This is a genomic window from Streptomyces sp. NPDC005303, from assembly GCF_040607335.1.
Lineage (GTDB): Bacteria > Actinomycetota > Actinomycetes > Streptomycetales > Streptomycetaceae > Streptomyces.
This window is the reverse complement of record NZ_JBEXGM010000003.1, coordinates 361,314-381,605: the sequence shown is the minus strand read 5'-3', so window position 1 is coordinate 381,605 and position 20,292 is coordinate 361,314. Positions and strand designations below refer to the sequence as shown.

Annotated in this window: 21 protein-coding genes; 17 read left to right on the top strand and 4 right to left on the bottom strand. The window is 70.0% G+C overall.

The window, feature by feature from the left end; all coding sequences use genetic code 11:
• Positions 1–93 precede the first annotated feature (93 nt).
• Both ABZT93_RS08170 and ABZT93_RS08165 read right to left on the bottom strand, forming a co-directional pair.
• Positions 94–1,125, bottom strand: coding sequence for a phosphatase PAP2 family protein (locus ABZT93_RS08170; RefSeq protein ID WP_356100681.1), 1,032 nt, complete (start codon positions 1,123–1,125; stop codon positions 94–96).
• Positions 1,126–1,363: 238 nt separating this feature from the next.
• Positions 1,364–2,635 (bottom strand): mannosyltransferase family protein, encoded by a 1,272-nt coding sequence (locus ABZT93_RS08165; protein WP_356100678.1) that lies wholly within the window; start codon positions 2,633–2,635, stop codon positions 1,364–1,366.
• Between the two features lie 262 nt (positions 2,636–2,897).
• Between ABZT93_RS08165 and ABZT93_RS08160 the strand changes: the two genes are divergently transcribed.
• Together ABZT93_RS08160 and ABZT93_RS08155 are read left to right on the top strand one after the other, a co-directional pair.
• On the top strand, positions 2,898–4,499 hold the full coding sequence (locus tag ABZT93_RS08160) for an MFS transporter (RefSeq protein WP_356100675.1): 1,602 nt from the start codon (positions 2,898–2,900) through the stop codon (positions 4,497–4,499).
• A 115-nt stretch (positions 4,500–4,614) separates the two neighbouring features.
• Positions 4,615–5,787 (top strand): acyl-CoA dehydrogenase family protein, encoded by a 1,173-nt coding sequence (locus ABZT93_RS08155; protein ID WP_356100672.1) that lies wholly within the window; start codon positions 4,615–4,617, stop codon positions 5,785–5,787.
• Between the two features lie 36 nt (positions 5,788–5,823).
• Here ABZT93_RS08155 and ABZT93_RS08150 read toward each other — a convergent pair whose 3' ends face one another.
• Complete coding sequence (locus tag ABZT93_RS08150) at positions 5,824–6,264, bottom strand: cell division protein SepF (RefSeq protein WP_164428030.1); 441 nt, start codon at positions 6,262–6,264, stop codon at positions 5,824–5,826.
• A gap of 1,318 nt (positions 6,265–7,582) precedes the next feature.
• On the opposite strand from ABZT93_RS08150, the gene ABZT93_RS08145 reads away from it, so the two are divergent.
• Positions 7,583–8,485 carry a S1 family peptidase gene (locus ABZT93_RS08145; RefSeq protein ID WP_356100669.1) on the top strand — a complete coding sequence of 301 codons (903 nt, stop codon included), beginning with the start codon at positions 7,583–7,585 and terminating at the stop codon, positions 8,483–8,485.
• 77 nt (positions 8,486–8,562) lie between these two features.
• Here ABZT93_RS08145 and ABZT93_RS08140 read toward each other — a convergent pair whose 3' ends face one another.
• Positions 8,563–9,447: an alpha/beta hydrolase gene (locus tag ABZT93_RS08140; RefSeq protein WP_356100665.1), complete on the bottom strand. Its 885-nt coding sequence runs from the start codon at positions 9,445–9,447 to the stop codon at positions 8,563–8,565.
• An 88-nt stretch (positions 9,448–9,535) separates the two neighbouring features.
• Here ABZT93_RS08140 and ABZT93_RS08135 point away from each other — a divergent pair, with 88 nt between their 5' ends.
• The 14 genes from ABZT93_RS08135 to ABZT93_RS08070 all read left to right on the top strand — a co-directional run bounded on the left by ABZT93_RS08135 (position 9,536) and on the right by ABZT93_RS08070 (position 20,273).
• Complete coding sequence (locus ABZT93_RS08135) at positions 9,536–10,384, top strand: slipin family protein (RefSeq protein ID WP_356100662.1); 849 nt, start codon at positions 9,536–9,538, stop codon at positions 10,382–10,384.
• 233 nt (positions 10,385–10,617) lie between these two features.
• On the top strand, positions 10,618–11,700 hold the full coding sequence (locus ABZT93_RS08130; protein ID WP_356100659.1) for a S1 family peptidase: 1,083 nt from the start codon (positions 10,618–10,620) through the stop codon (positions 11,698–11,700).
• Between the two features lie 215 nt (positions 11,701–11,915).
• Positions 11,916–12,116, top strand: a complete 201-nt coding sequence (locus tag ABZT93_RS08125; protein WP_356100656.1) for a hypothetical protein — start codon at positions 11,916–11,918, stop codon at positions 12,114–12,116.
• Complete coding sequence (locus ABZT93_RS08120; RefSeq protein WP_356100655.1) at positions 12,113–12,520, top strand: hypothetical protein; 408 nt, start codon at positions 12,113–12,115, stop codon at positions 12,518–12,520. Before ABZT93_RS08125 ends, ABZT93_RS08120 begins: the two co-directional genes overlap by 4 nt.
• 78 nt (positions 12,521–12,598) lie before the next feature.
• Positions 12,599–13,174 (top strand): phage tail protein, encoded by a 576-nt coding sequence (locus ABZT93_RS08115; RefSeq protein ID WP_356100652.1) that lies wholly within the window; start codon positions 12,599–12,601, stop codon positions 13,172–13,174.
• Between the two features lie 67 nt (positions 13,175–13,241).
• Positions 13,242–13,532: a hypothetical protein gene (locus ABZT93_RS08110; protein WP_356100650.1), complete on the top strand. Its 291-nt coding sequence runs from the start codon at positions 13,242–13,244 to the stop codon at positions 13,530–13,532.
• A 47-nt stretch (positions 13,533–13,579) separates the two neighbouring features.
• On the top strand, positions 13,580–13,945 hold the full coding sequence (locus ABZT93_RS08105) for a hypothetical protein (protein ID WP_356100718.1): 366 nt from the start codon (positions 13,580–13,582) through the stop codon (positions 13,943–13,945).
• A gap of 13 nt (positions 13,946–13,958) precedes the next feature.
• Complete coding sequence (locus ABZT93_RS08100) at positions 13,959–14,708, top strand: hypothetical protein (protein ID WP_356100648.1); 750 nt, start codon at positions 13,959–13,961, stop codon at positions 14,706–14,708.
• 43 nt (positions 14,709–14,751) lie between these two features.
• On the top strand, positions 14,752–15,951 hold the full coding sequence (locus tag ABZT93_RS08095; RefSeq protein WP_356100645.1) for a hypothetical protein: 1,200 nt from the start codon (positions 14,752–14,754) through the stop codon (positions 15,949–15,951).
• Entirely contained in the window at positions 15,948–16,808 is an 861-nt protein-coding gene (locus ABZT93_RS08090; protein ID WP_356100642.1) for a phage tail protein, read from the top strand. Before ABZT93_RS08095 ends, ABZT93_RS08090 begins: the two co-directional genes overlap by 4 nt.
• 38 nt (positions 16,809–16,846) lie before the next feature.
• On the top strand, positions 16,847–17,929 hold the full coding sequence (locus ABZT93_RS08085; RefSeq protein WP_356100639.1) for a hypothetical protein: 1,083 nt from the start codon (positions 16,847–16,849) through the stop codon (positions 17,927–17,929).
• Positions 17,930–17,954: 25 nt separating this feature from the next.
• Entirely contained in the window at positions 17,955–18,956 is a 1,002-nt protein-coding gene (locus ABZT93_RS08080) for a hypothetical protein (protein WP_356100636.1), read from the top strand.
• The gene (locus tag ABZT93_RS08075) at positions 18,956–20,083 is read left to right on the top strand and encodes a hypothetical protein (protein WP_356100631.1); all 1,128 of its coding nucleotides are present in this window, start codon (positions 18,956–18,958) and stop codon (positions 20,081–20,083) included. The genes ABZT93_RS08080 and ABZT93_RS08075 overlap by 1 nt, the downstream gene beginning before the upstream one ends.
• Before the next feature lie 16 nt (positions 20,084–20,099).
• Positions 20,100–20,273 carry a hypothetical protein gene (locus ABZT93_RS08070; protein WP_356100627.1) on the top strand — a complete coding sequence of 58 codons (174 nt, stop codon included), beginning with the start codon at positions 20,100–20,102 and terminating at the stop codon, positions 20,271–20,273.
• Positions 20,274–20,292: the final 19 nt, after the last annotated feature.

The following is a 20,292-nucleotide window of genomic DNA, read 5'->3' as shown; positions in this document are numbered from 1 at the left end:
TGTCGTGGCCCCCGGCTCCGTGGGAGGGAGCCGGGGCCCACGTCATGCCCGGGGTGGTGGTGCGTACCGGCCCCGTCGGCTTCTGGGTGAGGATCAGCCTTCCGGCACCGGCCGGGTGGCCGGGGACGGCGTACCGCGCACGATGCGGTCCGGGTGCGGCGGGCGGCGGCTGCCGAGCGGGGTGACCGGGGCGCGCTCCGAGCGCGTGCTGTGCGGGCCCGGGGCCAGGTGGGCGGGTGACCTGGGGCCACGTGCCGGGGCGGCGGCCTCGCGGGCCGCCGTCTCGTTCTGTGGGGCGGTGAGCGGCTTGAGCCGCGCGGGCGCGGGCGCCGTGACGGGGGTGACCGGGGCCGGGGCCTTCGCGCCGCCGCGGGCCCGCCAGCGGTCGCGCAGGTCGAAGGCGTAGTCCTCGGTGCGGGCGATCAGCGGCTCGAACCAGGGCAGCGCCAGCAGGATCAGCAGGCCCGCGATCCAGCCCAGCAGGACGTCGCTCAGCCAGTGCGTACCGAGGTAGACGGTGGCCATGCCGACGCCCAGCGAGGTCACCGCGGAGATCGCGGACAGCCAGCGGCGGGCTCTCGGGGTGGAGGCCAGATACGCCAGGATTCCCCAGGTCACCACGGCGTTGGCGGTGTGGCCGCTGGGAAATATATCGCCGCCCAGGCCCATCTCGTTCGATCCGATGACGGTCGCGTAGTGCGGTCCGAGTCTTCCCATGCCGTACTTGGCGGCGCCGACCGTGATGTTCAGCAGCAGCAGCGAGGCGCCCAGGGTCAGCAGCGGGCGCAGGGTGTGCTGGCGCCAGGAACGCCAGCCCAGCCAGGCCGCGACCATCACCGCGGTCGGTCCGCGCTGGCCCAGGACCACGTAGTAGTCGACGAACCAGTGGATGGACGCCCACTGCTGGTACGGCCGGAAGAACATGACCTGCCAGTCGAGGCGGACCAGCCACGAGGTGGTCACCACGAGCCACACGATCGCCAGGTAGAAGGCCAGTGCGGCGATCGCGAGGACGGTCCGGTGTCGGCTCGCCCTGGGCACGCTGAGGTTGGCCGGCCGTTCCGGCTCACGGTCCAGCCTGGCGAACACCCGGTCCAGACGGGTGGGGTTTCGTTCGGTACGCACCCAATCGACGTTACAGCGAGTGAGCTCTGTTCCCTGGCGAATCAACGGCTTTGTGATGACGATGTGATGTGGGATTCCTCTCAGCCGGGGGTTTATTTCCAGGGATTCCGCAAAGGCAGGCGGCCCGGTCCTTCAATTCCTTTGATCATTCCGGGTTCCGGTTTTATGGCCCTTATGAATTCGTTCACCGAATCATGGGGTGGAATTCTCCGGACGCTCATCGACGCCCCGGAGTCGATCATGGCGGACCGGAGCCGTTCAGCCAGAAGGCGCCGTACAGGGCGGACGCGGTGGCGAGCAGCGCCACGATCACGGCTGACCTGCGGGTCCTCGTGCGGGCGAGGGCCAGGGCGAGGGGGAGCAGCAGGGGGAAGGCGGGCATCAGCAGGCGCGGTTTCGAGCCGAAGTAGCTCGACGCGCACAGGGCGAGCGCCGTGACGACCCCCGCGTACACCAGCAGCGGCAGCGGCTGGCCCTGCCGTACGCAGACGACGTACAGCCACACCACCAGTCCGACGCCGACGATCAGCCCGACCCCGGCCAGGGCCGACGGGAACGACGTGAACTTGTCGGCGACAAAACGGGCGAACGCGTACCCGCCGTCGAAGCCGTTGCGCCAGCCCGCCTGTACGTCGAGGTAGCCCAGCGGGCCTTTGCCGGTGCGGTGGCCCACCCACAGGACGTAGGCGGCGGCGCCGAGGGGGGCGAGGGCCAGGCCCAGGGCGCGGCGGGCGGGGGTGCGGGGGGAAGCGGCGTGGGGGGCGTGTTCGGCGGTGTGGGCGACGCCCGCCCCGGCCGCGCTTCGGTTCCGCACGAAAGAGAGGGCGTCGGAGGTGGGCGGGTGACCGAGGGCCGCGGTCTCCGGGCTTTTGCCGGTCTCCCGGTCCCGCAGGAACGCGGTGATCCCCGTCGCCCAGACCGCCGCGACCACCGCCAGGCCCACCGGGCGGGTCAGGCCCGCCAGGGAGGCCAGCAGGCCCGCCGTCACCCAGCGGCCGGTCAGCACCGCGTACAGCGACCAGGCCGCCAGCGCCGTGAACAGCGACTCGCTGTACGCCATCGACTGGACGATCCCGACGGGCAGGACCGCCCACAGCAGGACCGCGCAGACGCCCGCCCGAGGGCCGTACACCTGGTCCGTCACCGCGAAGACGCCCCAGGCCGCGGCCAGAGAGGCGAGCAGGGCCACCACGAAGCCCGCGTCGGCGTACGACAACGGGGTCACCGCGGACAGCAGCCGCTCCAGCCACGGGAGGAGCGGGAAGAACGCCAGGTTCGAGTGCACGTCGCCGTTCGGTAGTCGCACCTCGTAGCCGTAACCGAGTTCGGCGACCCTCGTGTACCAGAGGGCGTCCCAACGGGCGGTCAACAGGGTGTACGCGCTCTTGTCGCGCGCCGCGCTCCACAGGGCCAGCGTGAGGAGGCCCAGGGCGCGTACGGCCGCGTAGCCGAGCAGCGCCGGGGCGGCTCGGCGCAGGGCCGGTTCGGTGCGGAGTCCAAGATCGGTCACGGGTCCGATTATCGACCGGCCGCCGCACCCGCCCGGCCGCCGGGGTGGGGCGGCAGGCAGGGGGAGTGGCGTACACCACACGCGTTACGTCCGAAGTCTGAGAGGTCCGCCACTGGGCCTCGGCGCGAACTCGCGTACGCTGACGTGTCACCCGCCGTTCGCTGCGCGGGCCGGAGAACGCCGCTCCTCTCCGGCCGAGATCATGGGGAGTCCCCACCCCGTGTGCCCGCCGAACGCCAGGGAACATCTGGGAGGTACGTACATGTCCGGGACGACCACGGCCGCCGCAGTGCTGCGCCGTCGGGCGGCCGGGGCCGGTGCAAACCGCTGGGTCGTCCTCGTCGTCCTCTGCGTGAGCCTGCTCCTGGTCGCCCTCGACGCGACCGTGCTGCATGTGGCGGTGCCCGCCGTCACCGAGGACCTCAAGCCCGGCGCGATGCAACTGCTCTGGATCGTCGACGTCTATCCGCTCGTCTGCGCCTCGCTGCTGATCCTCTTCGGCACGCTCGGCGACCGCGTGGGCCGCCGCAGAGTCCTCCTCCTCGGCTACGGCCTGTTCGGCGTCGCCTCCGGTGTCGCCGCCGTGGCCGACACCGCCCAGGTGCTGATCCTCGCGCGGGCCCTGCTCGGCGTCGGCGGCGCGATGATCATGCCGGCCACGCTGTCGATCCTCCGCCAGGTCTTCCCCGACCGGCGTGAGCGGGCGCTCGCCATCGGTATCTGGAGCGCCGTCGCCGCGGTCGGCGCGGCGGTCGGGCCGCTGCTCGGCGGTTTTCTGCTCGAACACTTCTGGTGGGGCTCGGTCTTCCTCGTCAACATTCCGTTGATGCTGGTCAGCCTGCCGATCGGCCGACTGCTGCTGCCCGAGTCGAAGGGCGACGGGAAGGGCCCCTGGGACGTGGTCGGCGCGCTGCTGGCCGCCGCCGGGCTGTTCGCCCTCGTGCTCGGTGTGAAGCGGCTGGGCGGCGGGGACCTCGACGCGTTCACCGCGGTGCCGCTGATCGTGGGTGCGGCGCTGCTCGTCCTCTTCGTACGGCGGCAGCGACGGCTCGCGCATCCCCTGGTGGACCTGCGGATGTTCGCGCGCTCCGCGTTCAGCACCTCGGTCGGCTGCATCGTCCTGGCGATGCTCGCCCTCGTCGGGCTCGAACTGATCGCGGCGCAGTACCTCCAGCTGGTTCTCGACCTGTCCCCGCTGGAGACCGGTCTACGACTGCTGCCGCTGACGATCGCCGCGATGGCGGCGGGGCTGGCCGGAGCGCGTCTGCTGCGGCGGTTCGGGCCGCGCCGGATGGTCAGTGCCGGGTTCTGCCTGACGGCCGTGGCCGTGCTGCTGCTCACCGCCATGGGCGACGCGGACAACACGGGCCTGCTGGTGTCCGGGTTCGTTCTGCTCGGGTTCGGCCTGGAGACGACGCTCTTCGGGGCGTACGAGTCGATGCTCAGCGAGGCGCCGCCGGAGCAGGCGGGCGGGGCCGCGGCGATAGGCGAGACCTCGTACCAGCTCGGGGCGGGCATCGGGATCGCACTGCTCGGCAGCGTGATGAACGCGGCGTACACGCCCGGCCTCTCGGGCGTGTCCGGTGTCCCGGAGTCGGCGTCCAGGTCGGCCGGGCACTCCCTGGGCGAGGCCTACGAGGTCGCCGGACGCCTCGGCGGACCCGCCGGGGTGGCCCTGCGCCGGGCCGCCCGGGACTCCTTCGTGCACGGGCTGCACGTGACCTTGCTGGTGAGCGCGGGGTTGTTGCTGCTGGGCGCGGCGATGGCGCTGCGGCTGCCGCGCACGATGCAGTGCGGTGAGGCACCCGCGGCGGTCGAGCTACCGGCGCCCAGGGAAGTCTCGGAGTCGCGGGTCTCCGCCTGACCGGCGTCTGGATGTGCGGCACAGCGCGCTGTAACGTCGGCGACGGAAGCTTAAATTAGCGGTGCTAGTTTCCAGTCGCCCCGCCCGCTGGAGCCCTTCTGCCGGAGGATGTGCCATGCCCCCGTTCGACCCCGCCGACCCCCTCGGCATCGACGACCTGCTGGAGCCGGAGGACCTCGCGATCCGCGAGACCGTGCGGACCTGGGCCGCCGACCGCGTCCTGCCCCATGTCGCCGACTGGTACGAGAAGGGCGAGCTGCCGGGGATCAGGGAACTCGCCCGGGAACTCGGCGAGATCGGCGCCCTCGGGATGTCACTCAGCGGCTACGGATGCGCGGGCGCCTCCGCCGTGCAGTACGGGCTCGCCTGTCTGGAGCTCGAGGCCGCCGACTCCGGGATCCGCTCCCTCGTCTCGGTGCAGGGCTCCCTCGCGATGTACGCCGTTCACCGGTTCGGCAGCGAGGAGCAGAAGCAGACCTGGCTGCCCCGCATGGCCGCCGGTGAGGTGATCGGCTGCTTCGGGCTCACCGAACCCGACCACGGCTCCGACCCCGGAGCCATGCGGACGTACGCCAAGAAGGACGGCACGGACTGGGTCCTCAACGGGCGCAAGATGTGGATCACCAACGGGTCGGTCGCCGGGGTCGCCGTCGTGTGGGCGCAGACCGACGACGGGATCCGCGGGTTCGTGGTGCCGACCGACGCGTCCGGCTTCTCGGCGCCCGAGATCAAGCACAAGTGGTCGCTGCGGGCCAGCGTCACCAGCGAGCTGGTCCTGGACGACGTACGACTGCCCGCCGACGCGGTGCTGCCGGAGGTCGTCGGGCTCAAGGGGCCGCTCAGCTGTCTCTCGCACGCCCGGTACGGGATCGTCTGGGGCGCGATGGGGGCGGCGCGGTCGTGTTTCGAGACCGCCGTCGACTACGCGAAGACTCGGGAGCAGTTCGGGCGGCCGATCGGGGGCTTCCAGCTCACCCAGGCCAAACTCGCCGACATGGCGGTCGAACTGCACAAGGGGATTCTGCTCGCCCACCATCTGGGGCGGCGCATGGACGCCGGCCGCCTGCGTCCCGAGCAGGTCAGCTTCGGCAAGCTCAACAACGTCCGCGAGGCCATCGAGATCTGCCGTACGGCGCGGACGATCCTCGGTGCCAACGGGATCTCCCTCGAATACCCCGTGATGCGGCACGCGACGAACCTCGAGTCGGTGCTCACGTACGAGGGCACCGTCGAGATGCACCAGCTGGTGCTGGGCAAGGCGCTCACCGGCTTGGATGCCTTCCGGTAAACCCTGCCTGGGGCAGGGCCGGCGAGCGGCCCTGCCTCAGCTCTGGTTGAAGAAGCCGTCTGTGCGGTGCTGCGCGGGATCGCCGTTCACGATCTCGGTGTTGGCGGGGGTCAGCAGGAACACCCGGGTGGACACGCGCTCGATGGAGCCGCGCAGTCCGAAGATCAGCCCGGCCGCGAAGTCGACGACGCGCTTGGCGTCACCGGCCTCCATCGCGGTGAGGTTCATGATGACGGGGACCCCGTCGCGGAACAGTTCGCCGATGGCGCGGGCGTCCCGGAAGCTGTCCGGGGTCACCGTGCCGATACGTCGGCCCTTCTCCTCGGCGACGTCCGAAGCCACCTTGACCCGCGGGTCGGTGACCCAGGCATCCCCGGGCTCGGTCCCTTCGGAGTATCCGTCGTCGTCGTAGTAACGCTCGTCATCGTTGTCGTCAACGAGGCCCAGCCAGGCACTCGCCTTGCGCACCGATCCCATGGACGCCTCCTCTCACAGCAGTTTCTCTTGCTTCTGTATCCCTATGGTCATCCATGATGCGGATCGCGCGCCAAGTGAATAGCCGCCGCGCGGGGGGTTTGTGACGGTACTGGTGCACAGCGAATACGTCGAGAGCCCAGGTACCCCAAGGGTCGTTTCCCATACGGCTGCTGACTGTGAGTGAAATATGATTCTTCACGGCGTACGGGTGAGGGCTGGAGCGTACGGGTGAACGGGCCGGCCGGGACGAACCCGCTGCTCAACGCCGTGCCGACCACGGGAAAACACCGTGCCCGGGATTCGCAGGTCCCGCTGCGGTCGGCTTGCGGTATCGATTCTGACGGCGGATCAGGTGCTCGCGCCAGGGTGCGATGTTGTCAAAGTGAAAGGCGCCCCGCGGAAGCAGGGTGCGCAGAGGGTCAGCACAACAGGAAGAGGACAAGGAGCCTTCGCCTGTCCCGCGACCCCCTCGACCAAGCCCCCGCCGCACCGGACGCGGCCTCTGCCGCACGCATCAACTGTGCTCCACGGCGGCGGATTCCAGGTGCCGTCCCGACGCGACACGGTGATCGCCGGCCTGGGTGACGGCGAGCACACAGCTGCGCCGGGGCACGGCGGAGCGGCTCTCGCCGGAGCACGCAGGGGTTGCCGCACCGGGGGCCCTGTCGACCTCGCGGAACTGATCGCCACCGGGCACGGCGAGAGTGTCGCCGACGGCTTCCTCCTCATATCTGCGGATCCGCCGCGCGGCCTGGAGCGGCTCGCCGACGGCACAGTGGCGCTGTTCGGGCGCCCCGGACCGGGGCGCCGGCGCGGGGCGGGCCGATTCGCGGTCGGGGTCTCGGGGGGCGGGAGTTGGCGTTGTGGGGCGCTGGGCGGGGCAGCTCGCGGGGGGCGGTTTTCGGCGATACGGCGAGCGGGGCGGGGAGTCGCCGATTCCGGTTTCCGTGTCCGTTCGCGCCGGACGCAACCCGCCGGACGACAGTCGGAGTCGACCGGGCACCGCGGACGCACCGCGCCCTCACCGACCTCGGATTCTGTCGCTTTCCGCCGCCGGGGAACGCCCTCAGCGGCGCCGTAGGGGCGAGGGAGACGGACGTGGTTCGAGGCATGTCCGTTCCCTCTGGAGCACAAAGGTCTTTCAAAGCCTGGCGGCCGAAAGGCGCCCTTGCGCCGACCGTCCGTTCGGCCGAATACTCCCCCTCAGCGCTTGTCAGGGGCACGGCGTGTTCGAAAACCGGACAGCCGCACCGCTGACTGCGCCTCACGGGCCCCGACCCCACGCGGGCCCCCGAATTCCCCTGGGAGGGAACGAAACGTGAGGATCAAGCGCACCAACCCCCGCAGTGGCATTTCGAGACGGACCCGGCTGATCGCCGGTACCACCGGCCTCGTGGCCGCGGCCGCGATCGCGGTCCCCAGTGCGAACGCGACCGCTGCGACCCCGTTCAGCACCGCAGAACTCAAGAGCGCCAGCAGCTCGGTGCTCAAGGCGGACATCCCGGGTACCGCCTGGGCTGTCATCAACAACCGTGTCGTCGTCACCGCCGACAGCACGGTCTCGCAGGCCGAGATCGCCAAGATCAAGGAGCAGGCGGGCAGCAACGCCGACGCGCTCACGATCAAGCGGACCCCGGGCAAGTTCAACAAGCTGATCTCCGGCGGCGACGCCATCTATGCGAGTAGCTGGCGCTGCTCCCTCGGCTTCAACGTCCGCAGCGGCAGCACCTACTACTTCCTGACCGCCGGTCACTGCACCGACGGCGCGGGCACCTGGTGGTCGAACTCCGGGCACACCACCACGCTCGGTTCGACGGCGGGCTCCAGCTTCCCGACCAACGACTACGGCCTCGTCAAGTACTCGACGAGCTACCCCACGTCCTCGATCTCCGGCACCGTCGGCAGCGTCGACATCACCAGCGCCGCCACCCCGAGCGTGGGCACCACGGTCTACCGCCGCGGTTCCACCACCGGCATCCACAGCGGCCGGGTCACCGCGCTGAACGCGACCGTCAACTACGGCAGCGGTGACGTCGTCTACGGCATGATCCAGACCACGGTCTGCGCCGAGCCCGGCGACTCCGGCGGCCCGCTCTACTCCAACAGCGGTATCGCCTACGGTCTGACCTCCGGCGGCAGCGGCAACTGCTCCTCCGGCGGCACGACCTTCTTCCAGCCGGTCACCGAGGCGCTGAGCGCGTACGGCGTGAGCGTCTTCTAGGACCGGAACGGCCGCGTTCTCGGCCGGCACCTGGTGAGCCCTCGTACGCGTCTGTCGTGTACGGGGGCTCACTGCGGTCAGGACGCGGTCCGCCCCGGGGCGGCGCACAGCCAGTCCAGTACGGCCGGCAGGGCCTCCAGGGCTCCGAAGTGCCCGGTGTCCTGCTGGAGGACGGGGCGGACGCGGGGGATGCGGTCCGCCAGCCACGTGAAGTGACCGACCGGGGTCAACGCGTCCTGGGCGCCGTGCCACAGCAGGACGGGCCGGGTCACGGCCGCCGGGTCGAAGCCCCAGTCGCTGAGCAGGGCGAGTTCGTCGTCGAGCCAGCCGTACGACGAACCGCGCAGCGCCTCCCGGTAGGTGCGCAGCAGCAGCTCGCCGACCGCCGGGGCGGAGACGATCCGCCGGTCGGAGTCCGTGAGCCCGTCGCGCAGCGAGACGAGCAGCTGAGCGGGGTCGCGGCGGATGTCGGCGGCGCGGGCGGCGAGACGCTCGGCGAAGGCGAGCGGGTCGGTCAGCGCCCGGGTGCACTCCTCGACCCGGGACGCGGCCATGCCGTCGAACCAGCGCAGGTCCCTGGCGTCCGGCGGCGCGGGGGACGCCAGTGCCGCCGCCCGCCGTACCCGGGAGGGCAGCAGCGCGGCACAGGCCAGGGCGTGCGGGGCGCCGCCGGAGTGGCCGAGCACCGAGAACCGGCCGAGGCCGAGGGCGCCGGCCAGTTCCGCCACGTCCCGGGCGGCGTCGGCCACACGGCGTCCGGGCAGACGGTCCGAGTCGCCGTAGCCGGGACGGTCGTAGGCGATGAACCGGATGTGCCGGTGCGCGGTCACGACCTCCGGGGACACGACGCCGAAGCGGCAGCCCGGGGTGTCGTGCAGCAGTACCACCGGTGTGCCGTCCGGGTCGCCGTACTCCTCGACCGTCAGCCGGCGGCCGTCGCGCGTCCTGATGCCGTGGACCACCCGTGTCCTCCGTCTCCCTTTGTGTACACAGCGGAGTTACCGTCGAAGTACACACCTTGAGCGCCTGGTTCGGACCCTGGGGGTCGCGATGGTCGAGGAGCTGGTGGCGGCGGGCGTGACGCTCGTGTCCGCCGGAGCGGTGTACGTGATGGCGGCCGCCCGCGTCGTCAAGCAGTACGAACGGGGCGTGGTCTTCCGCCTCGGAAAGCTCCGGCCGGAGGTGCGCGGACCGGGGTTCACGATGATCGTCCCGGGCGTCGACAAGCTCCGGAAGGTCAACATGCAGATCGTGACCATGCCGGTGCCGGGGCAGGAGGGCATCACCCGGGACAACGTCACGGTGCGGGTGGACGCCGTCGTCTACTTCAGGGTGACCTCGCCGGCCGAGGCGGTGGTCCGGGTCGAGGACTACCGGTTCGCGGTCGCGCAGATGGCACAGACCTCGCTGCGGTCGATCATCGGCAAGAGCGAGCTGGACGATCTGCTGTCCAACCGCGAAAAGCTCAACCAAGGGCTGGAGTTGATGATCGACAGTCCCGCGGTGGAGTGGGGGGTCACCATCGACCGGGTCGAGATCAAGGACGTCTCCCTGCCCGAGACCATGAAGCGGTCCATGGCCCGGCAGGCCGAGGCGGACCGGGAGCGGCGGGCTCGGGTCATCAACGCCGACGCGGAGCTCCAGGCGTCGAAGAAGCTGGCCGAGGCGGCCAAGGAGATGTCCGAGCAGCCCGCCGCGCTGCAACTGCGTTTGCTGCAGACGGTGGTGGCGGTGGCTGCGGAGAAGAACTCGACGCTGGTGCTGCCGTTTCCCGTGGAGCTGCTGAGATTCCTGGAGAGGGCGGCGCCGACGCCACAGCAACCGGTGCAGGAGCAACCTCCGTCTCTTGAGCCCCGGCTGGATCCGGATCCCGAAGGGGCGAATTCAGGACAGGACTAGACCTCACCGGTTGATGAGGTGTTACTCGCTCGTAGTGTTTGCGGGGTGAATGGCCCGGGGTGACCGTGGACTGTCAAAAATGGCAGGGGCGCGCAACCGCGTTCTACGCGCGTCCGGAAGTCACCCTTGTGTGCTCCCTGAGGGGTTCGGAAGAGTAAGGGCTCGTCAACCAGCCTTCCGGTCCACGAGATCCCCACAATCTCCTGGGCCGACCCCCCACAGGAGGACGCGAGTTGAAGCACCGACGCATACCCAGGCGGCGGATCGTCATGGCAGGTGCGGGCGTTACCGCGCTGGTCGCTGCGGGAGTCACCTTGCAGACTGCGAACGCCAGCGAGACGCCGGCCCCGCCCGAAGTCAAGAACCTCTCGGCCCCAGCGGCCGGAAAGCTCGCCTCGACGCTCGGGGCGGAACTCGGTGCGGACGCGGCGGGGACGTTCTACGACGCGAAGACCCGGAGTCTCGTCGTGAACGTGCTCGACGAGGACGCGGCGCGGACCGTCTCGGCGGCCGGGGCCTCGGTCAGAGTCGTCTCCCACTCCCTTGCCGAGCTGAAGAGTGCGCGTACCACGCTCGCCGATGACGCGACCGTGCCGGGGACGTCCTGGGTGACCGACCCCACCACCAACAAGGTCGTCGTCACCGCCGACCGCACGGTCTCCGCCGCCGAGTGGGCCAAGCTCACCAAGGTGGTCGACGGGCTCGGATCGGTGGCCGAACTCCAGCGCACGAAGGGGGAGTTCAAGCCCTTCATCGCCGGCGGCGACGCGATCAGCGGATCCGGTGGCCGGTGCTCGCTCGGGTTCAACGTGGTCAAGGGCGGACAGCCGTACTTCCTCACCGCCGGGCACTGCACCGAGGCGATCTCGACGTGGTCGGACGCCGGCGGGAACAAGATCGGCACCAATGAGGTGTCGAGCTTCCCGGACAACGACTTCGGGCTGGTGAAGTACACGGCCGAGGTCGACCACCCGAGCGAGGTGGACCTCTACAACGGCTCGGCGCAGGCGATCACCGGGGCGGCTTCGGCGACCGTCGGCCAGTCGGTGACGCGGAGCGGGTCCACGACCCAGGTGCACTCCGGGAAGGTCACCGGCCTGGACGCGACGGTGAACTACGGCAACGGCGACATCGTGAACGGGCTGATCCAGACCGATGTGTGCGCGGAGCCGGGGGACAGCGGCGGGTCGCTGTTCTCGGGGAGCAGCGCGATCGGGCTGACATCCGGTGGCAGCGGTGACTGCACCTCCGGCGGGGAGACGTTCTTCCAGCCGGTGACGGAGGCGCTGTCGGCGACGGGTGCGTCGATCGGCTGACGGTGGGCCTGTCGGTGTGCTGAGCCCCGTCCCCTGTGTGGGGGCGGGGCTCTCACGCTTCCTGTCATCGTTATCCGTTCGAGACCTCAAGTGCCTCACGCTGCCCTTGGGGCGGCCGTTACATTTGCGGTTCCTGGGGCATCAACTTCCCTTTGACCGATGGAAGTTGATCACTCATCAGATCCTTCACAGGCGATCGTTTCGGGGGAAGCGCTGTGCAGAAGATCCAGTTGACCTATTGGTGGAACGGGCACGAGCCCGGTGACGTCGTGGACGTCGACGACCCGACCGCGCGAGGACTGCTCGACGTCATCGCGCGGCCCGCGGAGGACTCCGAGAGCTCCGAGCACTCCGCCGAATCCGAGCACCCCGACGACGTCGAGGACGGCGGCGAGGAGCCGGAGTCCGGGCGGTGAGCGAGCCGTACGTCACCTTCCCGGACGTGGAGCAGCTGGTCGTCGACCTGCTCAAGGACCGGAGCGAGCTGGCCGGTGTCGTCGTCGATGTCACGCCCCCCTCCGGGTTCGACGGCTCGCAGCGCGCCGTACTGGTCTCCCGGATGGGTGGTGCCTGGGCGGAGGACCCCCGGCTCGACAACCCGCTGGTCGACCTGGAGGTGTACGGCCCCTCCAAGTCCGCGGCCCACACCGTCTCCCTCGTGGCCCGTTCCCTGATGCTCCAGCTCAGGGGCGTGCGCTACGGCGGGGCGACCGTCGTGGACGTCGTCGAGGAGGACGGGCCCCGCTGGCTGCCCGACTACCGGCACGCCAGTGCCAACCGCTATGTCTCCACCACCCGCCTGGTGGTCCGCCCGGCCTGAACGGCCGTGTTCCCGGCGCGACTTCGCCGTACTCCCACACACCAGCACGTCATGTCCATCTCCCAGCAAGGAGCAGTGATGGCCGGAACGAACGCCAAGGAGATCCGGGTCGCGGGCAGTGGCCGTGTGCTCATCGCCCCGCTCGCCACCGCACCGCCGGCCGACACCGCCGCGGCATGGGGTGCCGGGTGGAAGGACCTCGGCTACACCACCACCGACGGGGTCAAGATCTCCAAGAAGGACAAGCTGGACCCCGTGGACACCTGGCAGAGCGTCAGCTCGGCGAGGTTCGTCTACTCCGACCGCGATCTCAGCTTCAAGTTCCAGCTTCTCCAGCTGAACGAGGACACCCTGCCGTTCTTCTTCGGCGGCGGGCAGGTCAAGGAGACAGCGACCGGGTCCGGCCTCTACAAGTACGAGCTGGCGGCCGAGCCGAAGTTCGACGAGCGGATGCTCGGGCTGGAGTTCGCCGACGGTGACGACGTCAAGTACCGCATGATCGTCGCCCGCGGCCAGGTGACCGAGACGGAGGAGCTCGCCCTCGTCCGTACGGCCCCCGTGAAGCTCGGCGTCACCTTCACCGCGCTGGCCACGGTGGACGGTGCCCCGCTGGCGACCTTCCTGATGAAGGACCCGAGCTTCAGCGCGGCCTGACCTCTTCGTCCGTCTCGCGTCATCTCGCTTCGTCTCGCGTCATCTCGCAGCAAGGAGCTCCACCGACATGGCCCCCTTCAACGTCAACGCCGCCCGTGCCCAGCGTCTCGAAGCAGTCGGAAAGAACTGGGAGTTCGAGGTGGACGGCGATGTGTTCCGGCTGCCCACCGAGTTCCCGCGCAGTATCGCCGGGCAGATCGCCGCGCTGGAGGACAACGACATCGACGGGCTGCTGGCACTGCTGCTCGGAGAGGAGCAGTTCGAGCGCTTCTGCAAGTACGACACCAGTGTCCAGGACGTCTCCGCGATCCTGGAGGCGTACGGCAACGACACCGGTATGTCGTTGGGGGAAGGCTGAGCCTCGGCGCGCTGATCGAGGAGCACGCCGAGGCTCTGGAGGCGGATCTGCTCCGCCACTACGGGGTCGACCTCCTCGACTGGCACCGGGGCAGGCTCTCCTCCCGCCGTCTGCGGGTCCTCGTCGAACACCTTCCCGCGGACTCGTCCTTCGCCCGGGCGGTCCACGGTGAACAGGCGGAATGGACGGTCACGGACCATCTGCTCGCCGCGGTGGTCGACCATCTCGCGGTCGCCAATTGGATGTTCGCGACGGTGCATCGGGACGAGGACGCGGAGCCGGCGGAGTATCCGGAGGCGGTGCCGCGGCCGTCGGGGGCAACGGTCGAGGCCGTGGAGACCCTCCAGGTCGCGGGAGAGGGGGGCGCCGCGACACCCGCCGAAATCGTGGCATTTCTCAGTTCTCCCGGATGACAGGACAGTGATCGTGACTTCGCCTCCCGACCCCCGAAAAATCCCTGACTGGGTCCAGGGTTTTATCGACTCGCAGATGTTCAGGACCGCTGTCGATGCGAGGGTCCAGAGTTTGAAGTCCTCCGTCGATCAGCAGATCGGCGAACTGCGGAGCAAGGTCGATGAACTCAAGGCCGACGCCGAAGCCGCCATCAGCCGCAAGCTGCATGCACAGGTGCCCGTCAGCGGGTTCAAGGAGGAGATCGCGGGTCTGAATGCCGCGGTCAACGGGATCAAGGCCGAGTTCAATGTCTTCGATCCCGTCAAGATCTTCGGGATCCAGGACAAATATGACGAGTGGCTCCTGAAAAAGGTTCGCTCGCTGGGTAAGAAGAAGGAGGCCGGGGATCAGAAGCCTGAAAAACCTCTGACTCAGGAAGAGATCACCAAGGATGAGATCAAGAGGGCCAAGAACCGGCTACAGGCGTTGGAAGAAAGGCTTAACAAGCCGCCGACCCTCGATAAACTGCGCAAAGACATCAGTGCGAACCGGACATGGGCCGAGGGCCAATTCAAAGAGCTGAGGGGCAAGAAGCATGCGCCTGATGCTCCCCCCAAGGGCAGGAAATCCGACGCCGTCCCAAGCGTTCGTCAGCTGCAACGGCAGGAGCAGCAACTCAGAAAGACCATCGCGCAGTTCGTCCGTGTGGTGAAGGGAGCGATTCCTGAATCGGCTGCCCTTGCCCAGGAGATGGCCAACATCGAACGGCAATTGAAGAGATGAGCTTTTTGGCCCGCCTGCCCCGCCCGTCCCACAGGAGTCGACCATGAGAACCGCACTGGTCCAGGCAACGAGCGCGCTCACCCGCTTCCGGACCGCCATGACCCAGACGAGCGCGGCCGGAAGTCGACTGCGCACCGCTGCGACCGGGGCCAGCAGTTCGGTCGATCGGCTCAAGAGCTCGGCCACTCAGGCAAGTACCGCCACCGGTCGGCTGCGGACCGGGGCCACTCAGGCAAGCGCCGGGCTGAACCAGGTGCGGACCGCCGCTACCCGGGCCGCCGCCGATGTGCAGCGGGCCGGGCGGAGTGCCGCGTCGGGGGGTGGTCTGTTCTCCCGGTTCAGTCAAGGACTGCGCACTGCCACAACCGCCCAGCGCGGGCTCAACACCGCCATGAAGGCCAACATCCTCGGTGCGATCCTCGCCCTCGTCATGCCGCTCATCACCAAGCTCATCGACATGGCGATGCAGTCGAAGACCGTGCAGGCCGTCATGCAGGCGGCGTTCAAGATCATCGGACAGGTGGTGGGGGCCGTCATGAAAGGGGCGTCGGTCGCCATCAACTGGCTGATCGACGCCGGGAAGAACGTCGTCAACTGGCTCAAGGCCAACTGGCCTCTGCTCGTCGCCATTCTCACCGGACCCGTCGGGATCGCCGTGCTCGCGATCGTCAAGAACTGGGACCGGATCAAGGAAGCGGTCGCGTCGGTCCGGGATTGGATCGTCGACAAGTGGAACGCCGTGGTCGGCTTCCTGCGAGGAGTCCCCGGGATGATCTGGGGTTTCTTCGCCCAACTTCCCGACCAGCTCAGGGGTTTGGGCGGCGACCTCGTCATGGGGCTCATCAACGGCATCAAGAACTCGGCCTCGGCGCTCGTCAACACCGTGAAGAACTTCATCGTCAACACCATTCCCGGGCCCATTCGCAGCATCCTCGGCATCGCGTCCCCGTCCAAGGTGATGATGGGTTTCGGCGGCGATGTCGGCGAAGGGCTCGCCCTCGGCATGGAGGGCGCCGGGAACCGGGTCGCGGGCGCTGCCGGACGGCTGGCCACCACCACCGCGCGGAGCGTGATCGGACCCGGTTACAGCCTCGCCGGAGTCGCCGGCGGCGCGTCGCGCCGGCCCGGAGCCGTCGCCGCGAGCGGATCCGTCACCGTCAACGTGCACCCCCGCCCCGGCCAGTCCGAGTACGAGATCGGCCGGATCACCGCCCGCGAACTCGCCTGGGCGGCCAAGCGATGAGCGGCCGCCAGCTCCAGCAGCCGGTGTTCGAGGTGGACGGCTGGGCCGGGAACACCGTCGACGACGACGGCGTCGAGTGGTGGGTCACCAGCGAACAGGGTTGGGCCGCCACCCCGCCCGTCCGGCTCACCCTGACCGACCGCCCCGAGCGGCACGGCGCGTTCGACGCCCCCTCCTACCGGGGCCCTCGCGTGGTCACCCTGGAGGGCATGGCCATCGCCCCCGAACGCGCCGTACGGGAGGAGGCCAAGGACCGGCTGGCCGCCGTACTCGCCGACGGCAGCACGCTGTCGCCGCTCGTCGTCACCGAACCGCACCGCGTCCGGCGGGCGTTGGTCCGCCTCACCGCCGAGACGAAGATCGTCGACCGCAAGTCCGGGGCCTTCGAGTTCTCCCTCACCATGACCGCGCCGGACCCGCTGCGGTACTCGTACGGGCTGAACACCAGCACCTGCCCGTTGCCCTCCTCCAGCGGCGGTGTCGCCTTCCCCCTCACCTTCCCCCTGGACTTCGGCAGCGGCTCCTCGGGCGGCCGGCTGCTCCTCGAGAACAAGGGCACCGTCCCGGCCTGGCCCGTCTGGCGGATTGTCGGGCCCTGCACACAGCCGGTGATCAGCAACACCGAGACCGGAGAGGAGCTCGCCTTCGAACTCACCCTCCAGAACGGCGAGTTCCTCCTCGTCGACACCGACGCGCGCTCGGTCCTGCTCCAGGGCACGGCCTCCCGCCGCGCCACGCTGCTGCCCGGCTCGGACTGGTTCCCGCTCAGGCCGGGTGCGACGCCCGTGCTCTTCCGCGCCCGCGACTACGAACCGGCCGCCCGGCTGACCGCCGAATGGCGCGACGCCTGGCTCTGATCCCGTCCGCCCTCAGCTACCAGAAGGAACGCACTCGCATGGCTGACTTCGAGCGTGACTCCGGATGGCTCTCCGGAAGCGTCGTCGACGCCGAGGACGCCCGGCTCGCCACTGGCGTGCTCGCCTCGGCGGCCGCGGACCCCGGCAACCCGATCGCGGCCCGCACCGGCATCAGGCCAGGCCCCGGCAGCCCGGGCAACGTCGAGGCGACCTCCACACCCTCGCGCAATGTGACGGTCCGTCCCTTCCAGGGGGTCATCCAGGGCACCCGTACGACCGCCGCGGGCGCGTATCTGATCACGCTCGCCCAGCAGAAGACCCTCGACGTGCTGACCGCGGCCCCGGCCCACTCGTCGTACGCCCGGATCGTCCTCGTCGTGGCCCGGCAGACCGACCGGCAGTACGGCGACGAGAGCGACGGCATGCTGGTGCAGGTGGTGGCCGGGGCGCCCGCGGTGACGCCCGTCGCGCCCACGGTCACCGGTGACCACCTGCGCCTCGCGCAGATCACCGTGCGGGCGAACGCGGGCTCCGTCACCCAGGCGGACATCAAGGACCTGCGGGTGTCCACCGTGGCCGCGGGCGGGGTGCTGCCGTTGCAGTCCCACGAGTCGCTCCCGGCCGAGGGCTACACCGGACAGCGGCTGTACGACCTCGAGACCGGCCTGGACCTGGTCCGCACCGGCACGGACTGGCGTCCCGCGGCCACGGGCGCGGTGGAGTTCTTCGGGCCGGCGGACACGGGCTGGCCGCTGACCAGCGGCTCGGCGGGGGCCACCGGGTACACCTTCAACCAGGTGACCGTGTCGGCGGCCCCGTACCCCCGAATGCTCCTGGTGACCGCGCAGTTGACCGCGCAGACCTCGGGTGCCAACGAGCGCTGGGACCACCTGGTGCGCATCCAGGACGGGACGCCGGTGTCCCTCGCCTGCTTCCACGGCGGCCCCACGGGGATCACCACCAGCGTCGCCCAGGGCCATCGGCTGCTGCCCGCGGCGACCCCGCTGGTGCTGACGCAGTACGTGGCCCGGGGCGGCGGGATGACGACCGGTACCGCCAGTGTGTTCTCGCCCGCCGCGCACTACACCGGCCTGCGCGTGATGGCGTTCCCCGTCCCGTGACCCTGCGACCAGAAGAGGCACGCCCATGAGCACGCCCACCCCAGAACGCGACTCCGGCTGGATCTCCGGTGGAGTCGTCGACGCCGAGGACGCCCGGCTGGCCACGGGCGTGTTCGCCGCGCCCGGTCCGAGCCCGGTCCAGGCCCGCAGCGGTATACGGCCCGCCACCGGGGACCCCGGCCGGGTCCAGGCCACCGCCACCGTCTCCGGCAAGGTCACCGTCGCGCCCTTCCAGGGCGTGATCCAGGGGACCCGGGCCAGTGCGACCGGCGCCTACCTCGTCACCCTCGGCCAGCAGAAGACCCTCGACGTCCTCGGCACGAACCCCGCGGACTCCAGCAACCCGCGCAACGACCTCGTGGTGGCCCGGCAGCGCGACGCGCAGTACGGCGACGCCACCACCGGCATGACCGTGGAACTCGTCAAGGGAACCGCCGCGGCCACCCCCGTCGACCCCGCGGTGACCGGTGACTTCATCCCGCTCGCCCGGATCAGGGTGGCGAAGAACGCCTCGTCCGTCGGCGTCGCCGACATCGACGACCTGCGTCCCTGGACCGCGGCGGCCGGCGGCATCCTGCGGGTGTGGGGCGAGTCCGGCCGACCCACGTACCCCTACCCCGGCATGTACATCCACCGCGGGGACACCAACCATCTGGAGTGGTACGACAGTTCGGGGAGCTGGCGGGCGGTCAACAACGACAGCGGCTGGGCCACGCTCACCCTTCCCGCCGCCTGGACCGTGTACAACGGCGAGACACCGGCCGTCCGCAGGGTCGGTGCGGTCGCCTACCTGCGCGGCGCGATCCGCACCAGTACTGCCCAGTCGGCCAACCCCACGGTGGTCATGACCCTCCCGGCCGCCTTCCGCCCTGCGGTACGGCACCACTGGTACGTGGTGCTCGGCGGCACCCGGACGGGTGTGGAGGGCATCGTCGACACCGACGGCAGCGTGAACCTCTACCCGCAGACGACCGCCCTGCCCGTAGACCAGCTGGTCTATGTCAACACCACCTGGCTGGTGGGCTAGTGGACGGCCGGCCCACCCGCTACACCTACTACACCGCCGACCTCGCCACCGGCGCCATCACCGACGAACTGCCCCTGTACGACGCCACGTTCAGCACCGAGCTCAACGAAGCGGGTGAGTTCCGCGCCCGGTTGCCGCTCGGTGACCCGCGGATCGCCGTCCACCGCCCCCGCGAGCTCACCGAACCGGGACGCGCCGCCCTCTACGTGGAGCGGGACGGCGTGCTCGTCTGGGGCGGGGTGGTGTGGACCGTCAAGTACACCTCCGCGGACCAGCACCTGGAGATCGGCGCGGCCGGTTTCCTCTCCTACTTCGACCACCGCCGCGTCCTTCCCGCGGCCTTCGACCCGGCCGTGTCCGACCTGGCCTCGGTCGCTGTTCCCTTCACCGACCGCGACCAGTCCGACATCGCCCGCGAACTCGTCGCCATCGCGCAGGCGCACCCCGGCGGCGACATCCGCGTGCGCCCCGAGTCCACCGCCCCCTCCGGCATCACCCGCACCCTGGTCTACCCCGGCAGTGACCTCAAGAGCACCGGTGAGGCGCTGCGCGAGCTGGCCAGTCTGGAGGACGGCCCCGACTTCGTCTTCGACATGGCATACGGCAGCGACGGCCGTCCCGTGCGCAGACTCCGCGTCGGCACCCCGCACCTGGGCCGGCAGGGCACCCCGCACGTGTGGGAGTACGGCGCCAACCTCACCGGCTACAGCTGGCCGGTCGACGGCGCCTCCACCGCGAACCGGGTCTTCGCCCTCGGGGAGCAGGGTGAGGGCAGCCAGCTCGTCGCGGTCGCCGAGGACTCCGGCACCGGGCGCCCGCTCACCGAGACCGAGGTCTCCTACGTCCATCTCACCGACGCGGCCCTGCTGCACTCCCAGGCCCGCTCGGCCCTCGCCGCCGTCTCCGTCCCCGTGGTGCTGCCCGAGCTGACCGTGCGCGCCGACCTGGAACCCGTTCTCGGCTCCTACCAGGTCGGCGACGACGCCCTCGTCGTCATCAAGGACGTGTTCTTTCCCGAGGGCACCCGGTTCGGTGTACGGATCACCGGGATCGAGGTCACCCCGGGCAACGACGCGGGTGAGGAGCAGGTCCAGCTGACCGTCACCCCCGCCACTGTCATCCCATGAACCCCAGGAGTACCCCGTGACCAGAATCAACCGCCCCGACACCCTCCTCACCGAGCTCCGCGACATCAAACGCCGTCTGCACGCCCTGGAGACCGCGCAGCGCGCGACGCCCGCGGGCGCCCGGCCGACCGCCGGGTCCGAGCCCCTCGCCGAGGAATCCGCCGAGACCGACACATCCGGGTCCGAGTAGCCGTTTTCGAAGGTGGGAG

Coding starts and splice junctions, on each gene's coding strand:
- ABZT93_RS08160 (WP_356100675.1), top strand. CDS start 2,898: ATGTCCGGGACGACCACGGCCGCCGCAGTGCTGCGCCGTCGGGCGGCC.
- ABZT93_RS08155 (WP_356100672.1), top strand. CDS start 4,615: ATGCCCCCGTTCGACCCCGCCGACCCCCTCGGCATCGACGACCTGCTG.
- ABZT93_RS08150 (WP_164428030.1), bottom strand. CDS start 6,264: ATGGGATCGGTGCGCAAGGCGAGTGCCTGGCTGGGCCTCGTTGACGAC.
- ABZT93_RS08135 (WP_356100662.1), top strand. CDS start 9,536: ATGGTCGAGGAGCTGGTGGCGGCGGGCGTGACGCTCGTGTCCGCCGGA.
- ABZT93_RS08115 (WP_356100652.1), top strand. CDS start 12,599: ATGGCCGGAACGAACGCCAAGGAGATCCGGGTCGCGGGCAGTGGCCGT.
- ABZT93_RS08110 (WP_356100650.1), top strand. CDS start 13,242: ATGGCCCCCTTCAACGTCAACGCCGCCCGTGCCCAGCGTCTCGAAGCA.
- ABZT93_RS08095 (WP_356100645.1), top strand. CDS start 14,752: ATGAGAACCGCACTGGTCCAGGCAACGAGCGCGCTCACCCGCTTCCGG.
- ABZT93_RS08090 (WP_356100642.1), top strand. CDS start 15,948: ATGAGCGGCCGCCAGCTCCAGCAGCCGGTGTTCGAGGTGGACGGCTGG.
- ABZT93_RS08085 (WP_356100639.1), top strand. CDS start 16,847: ATGGCTGACTTCGAGCGTGACTCCGGATGGCTCTCCGGAAGCGTCGTC.
- ABZT93_RS08080 (WP_356100636.1), top strand. CDS start 17,955: ATGAGCACGCCCACCCCAGAACGCGACTCCGGCTGGATCTCCGGTGGA.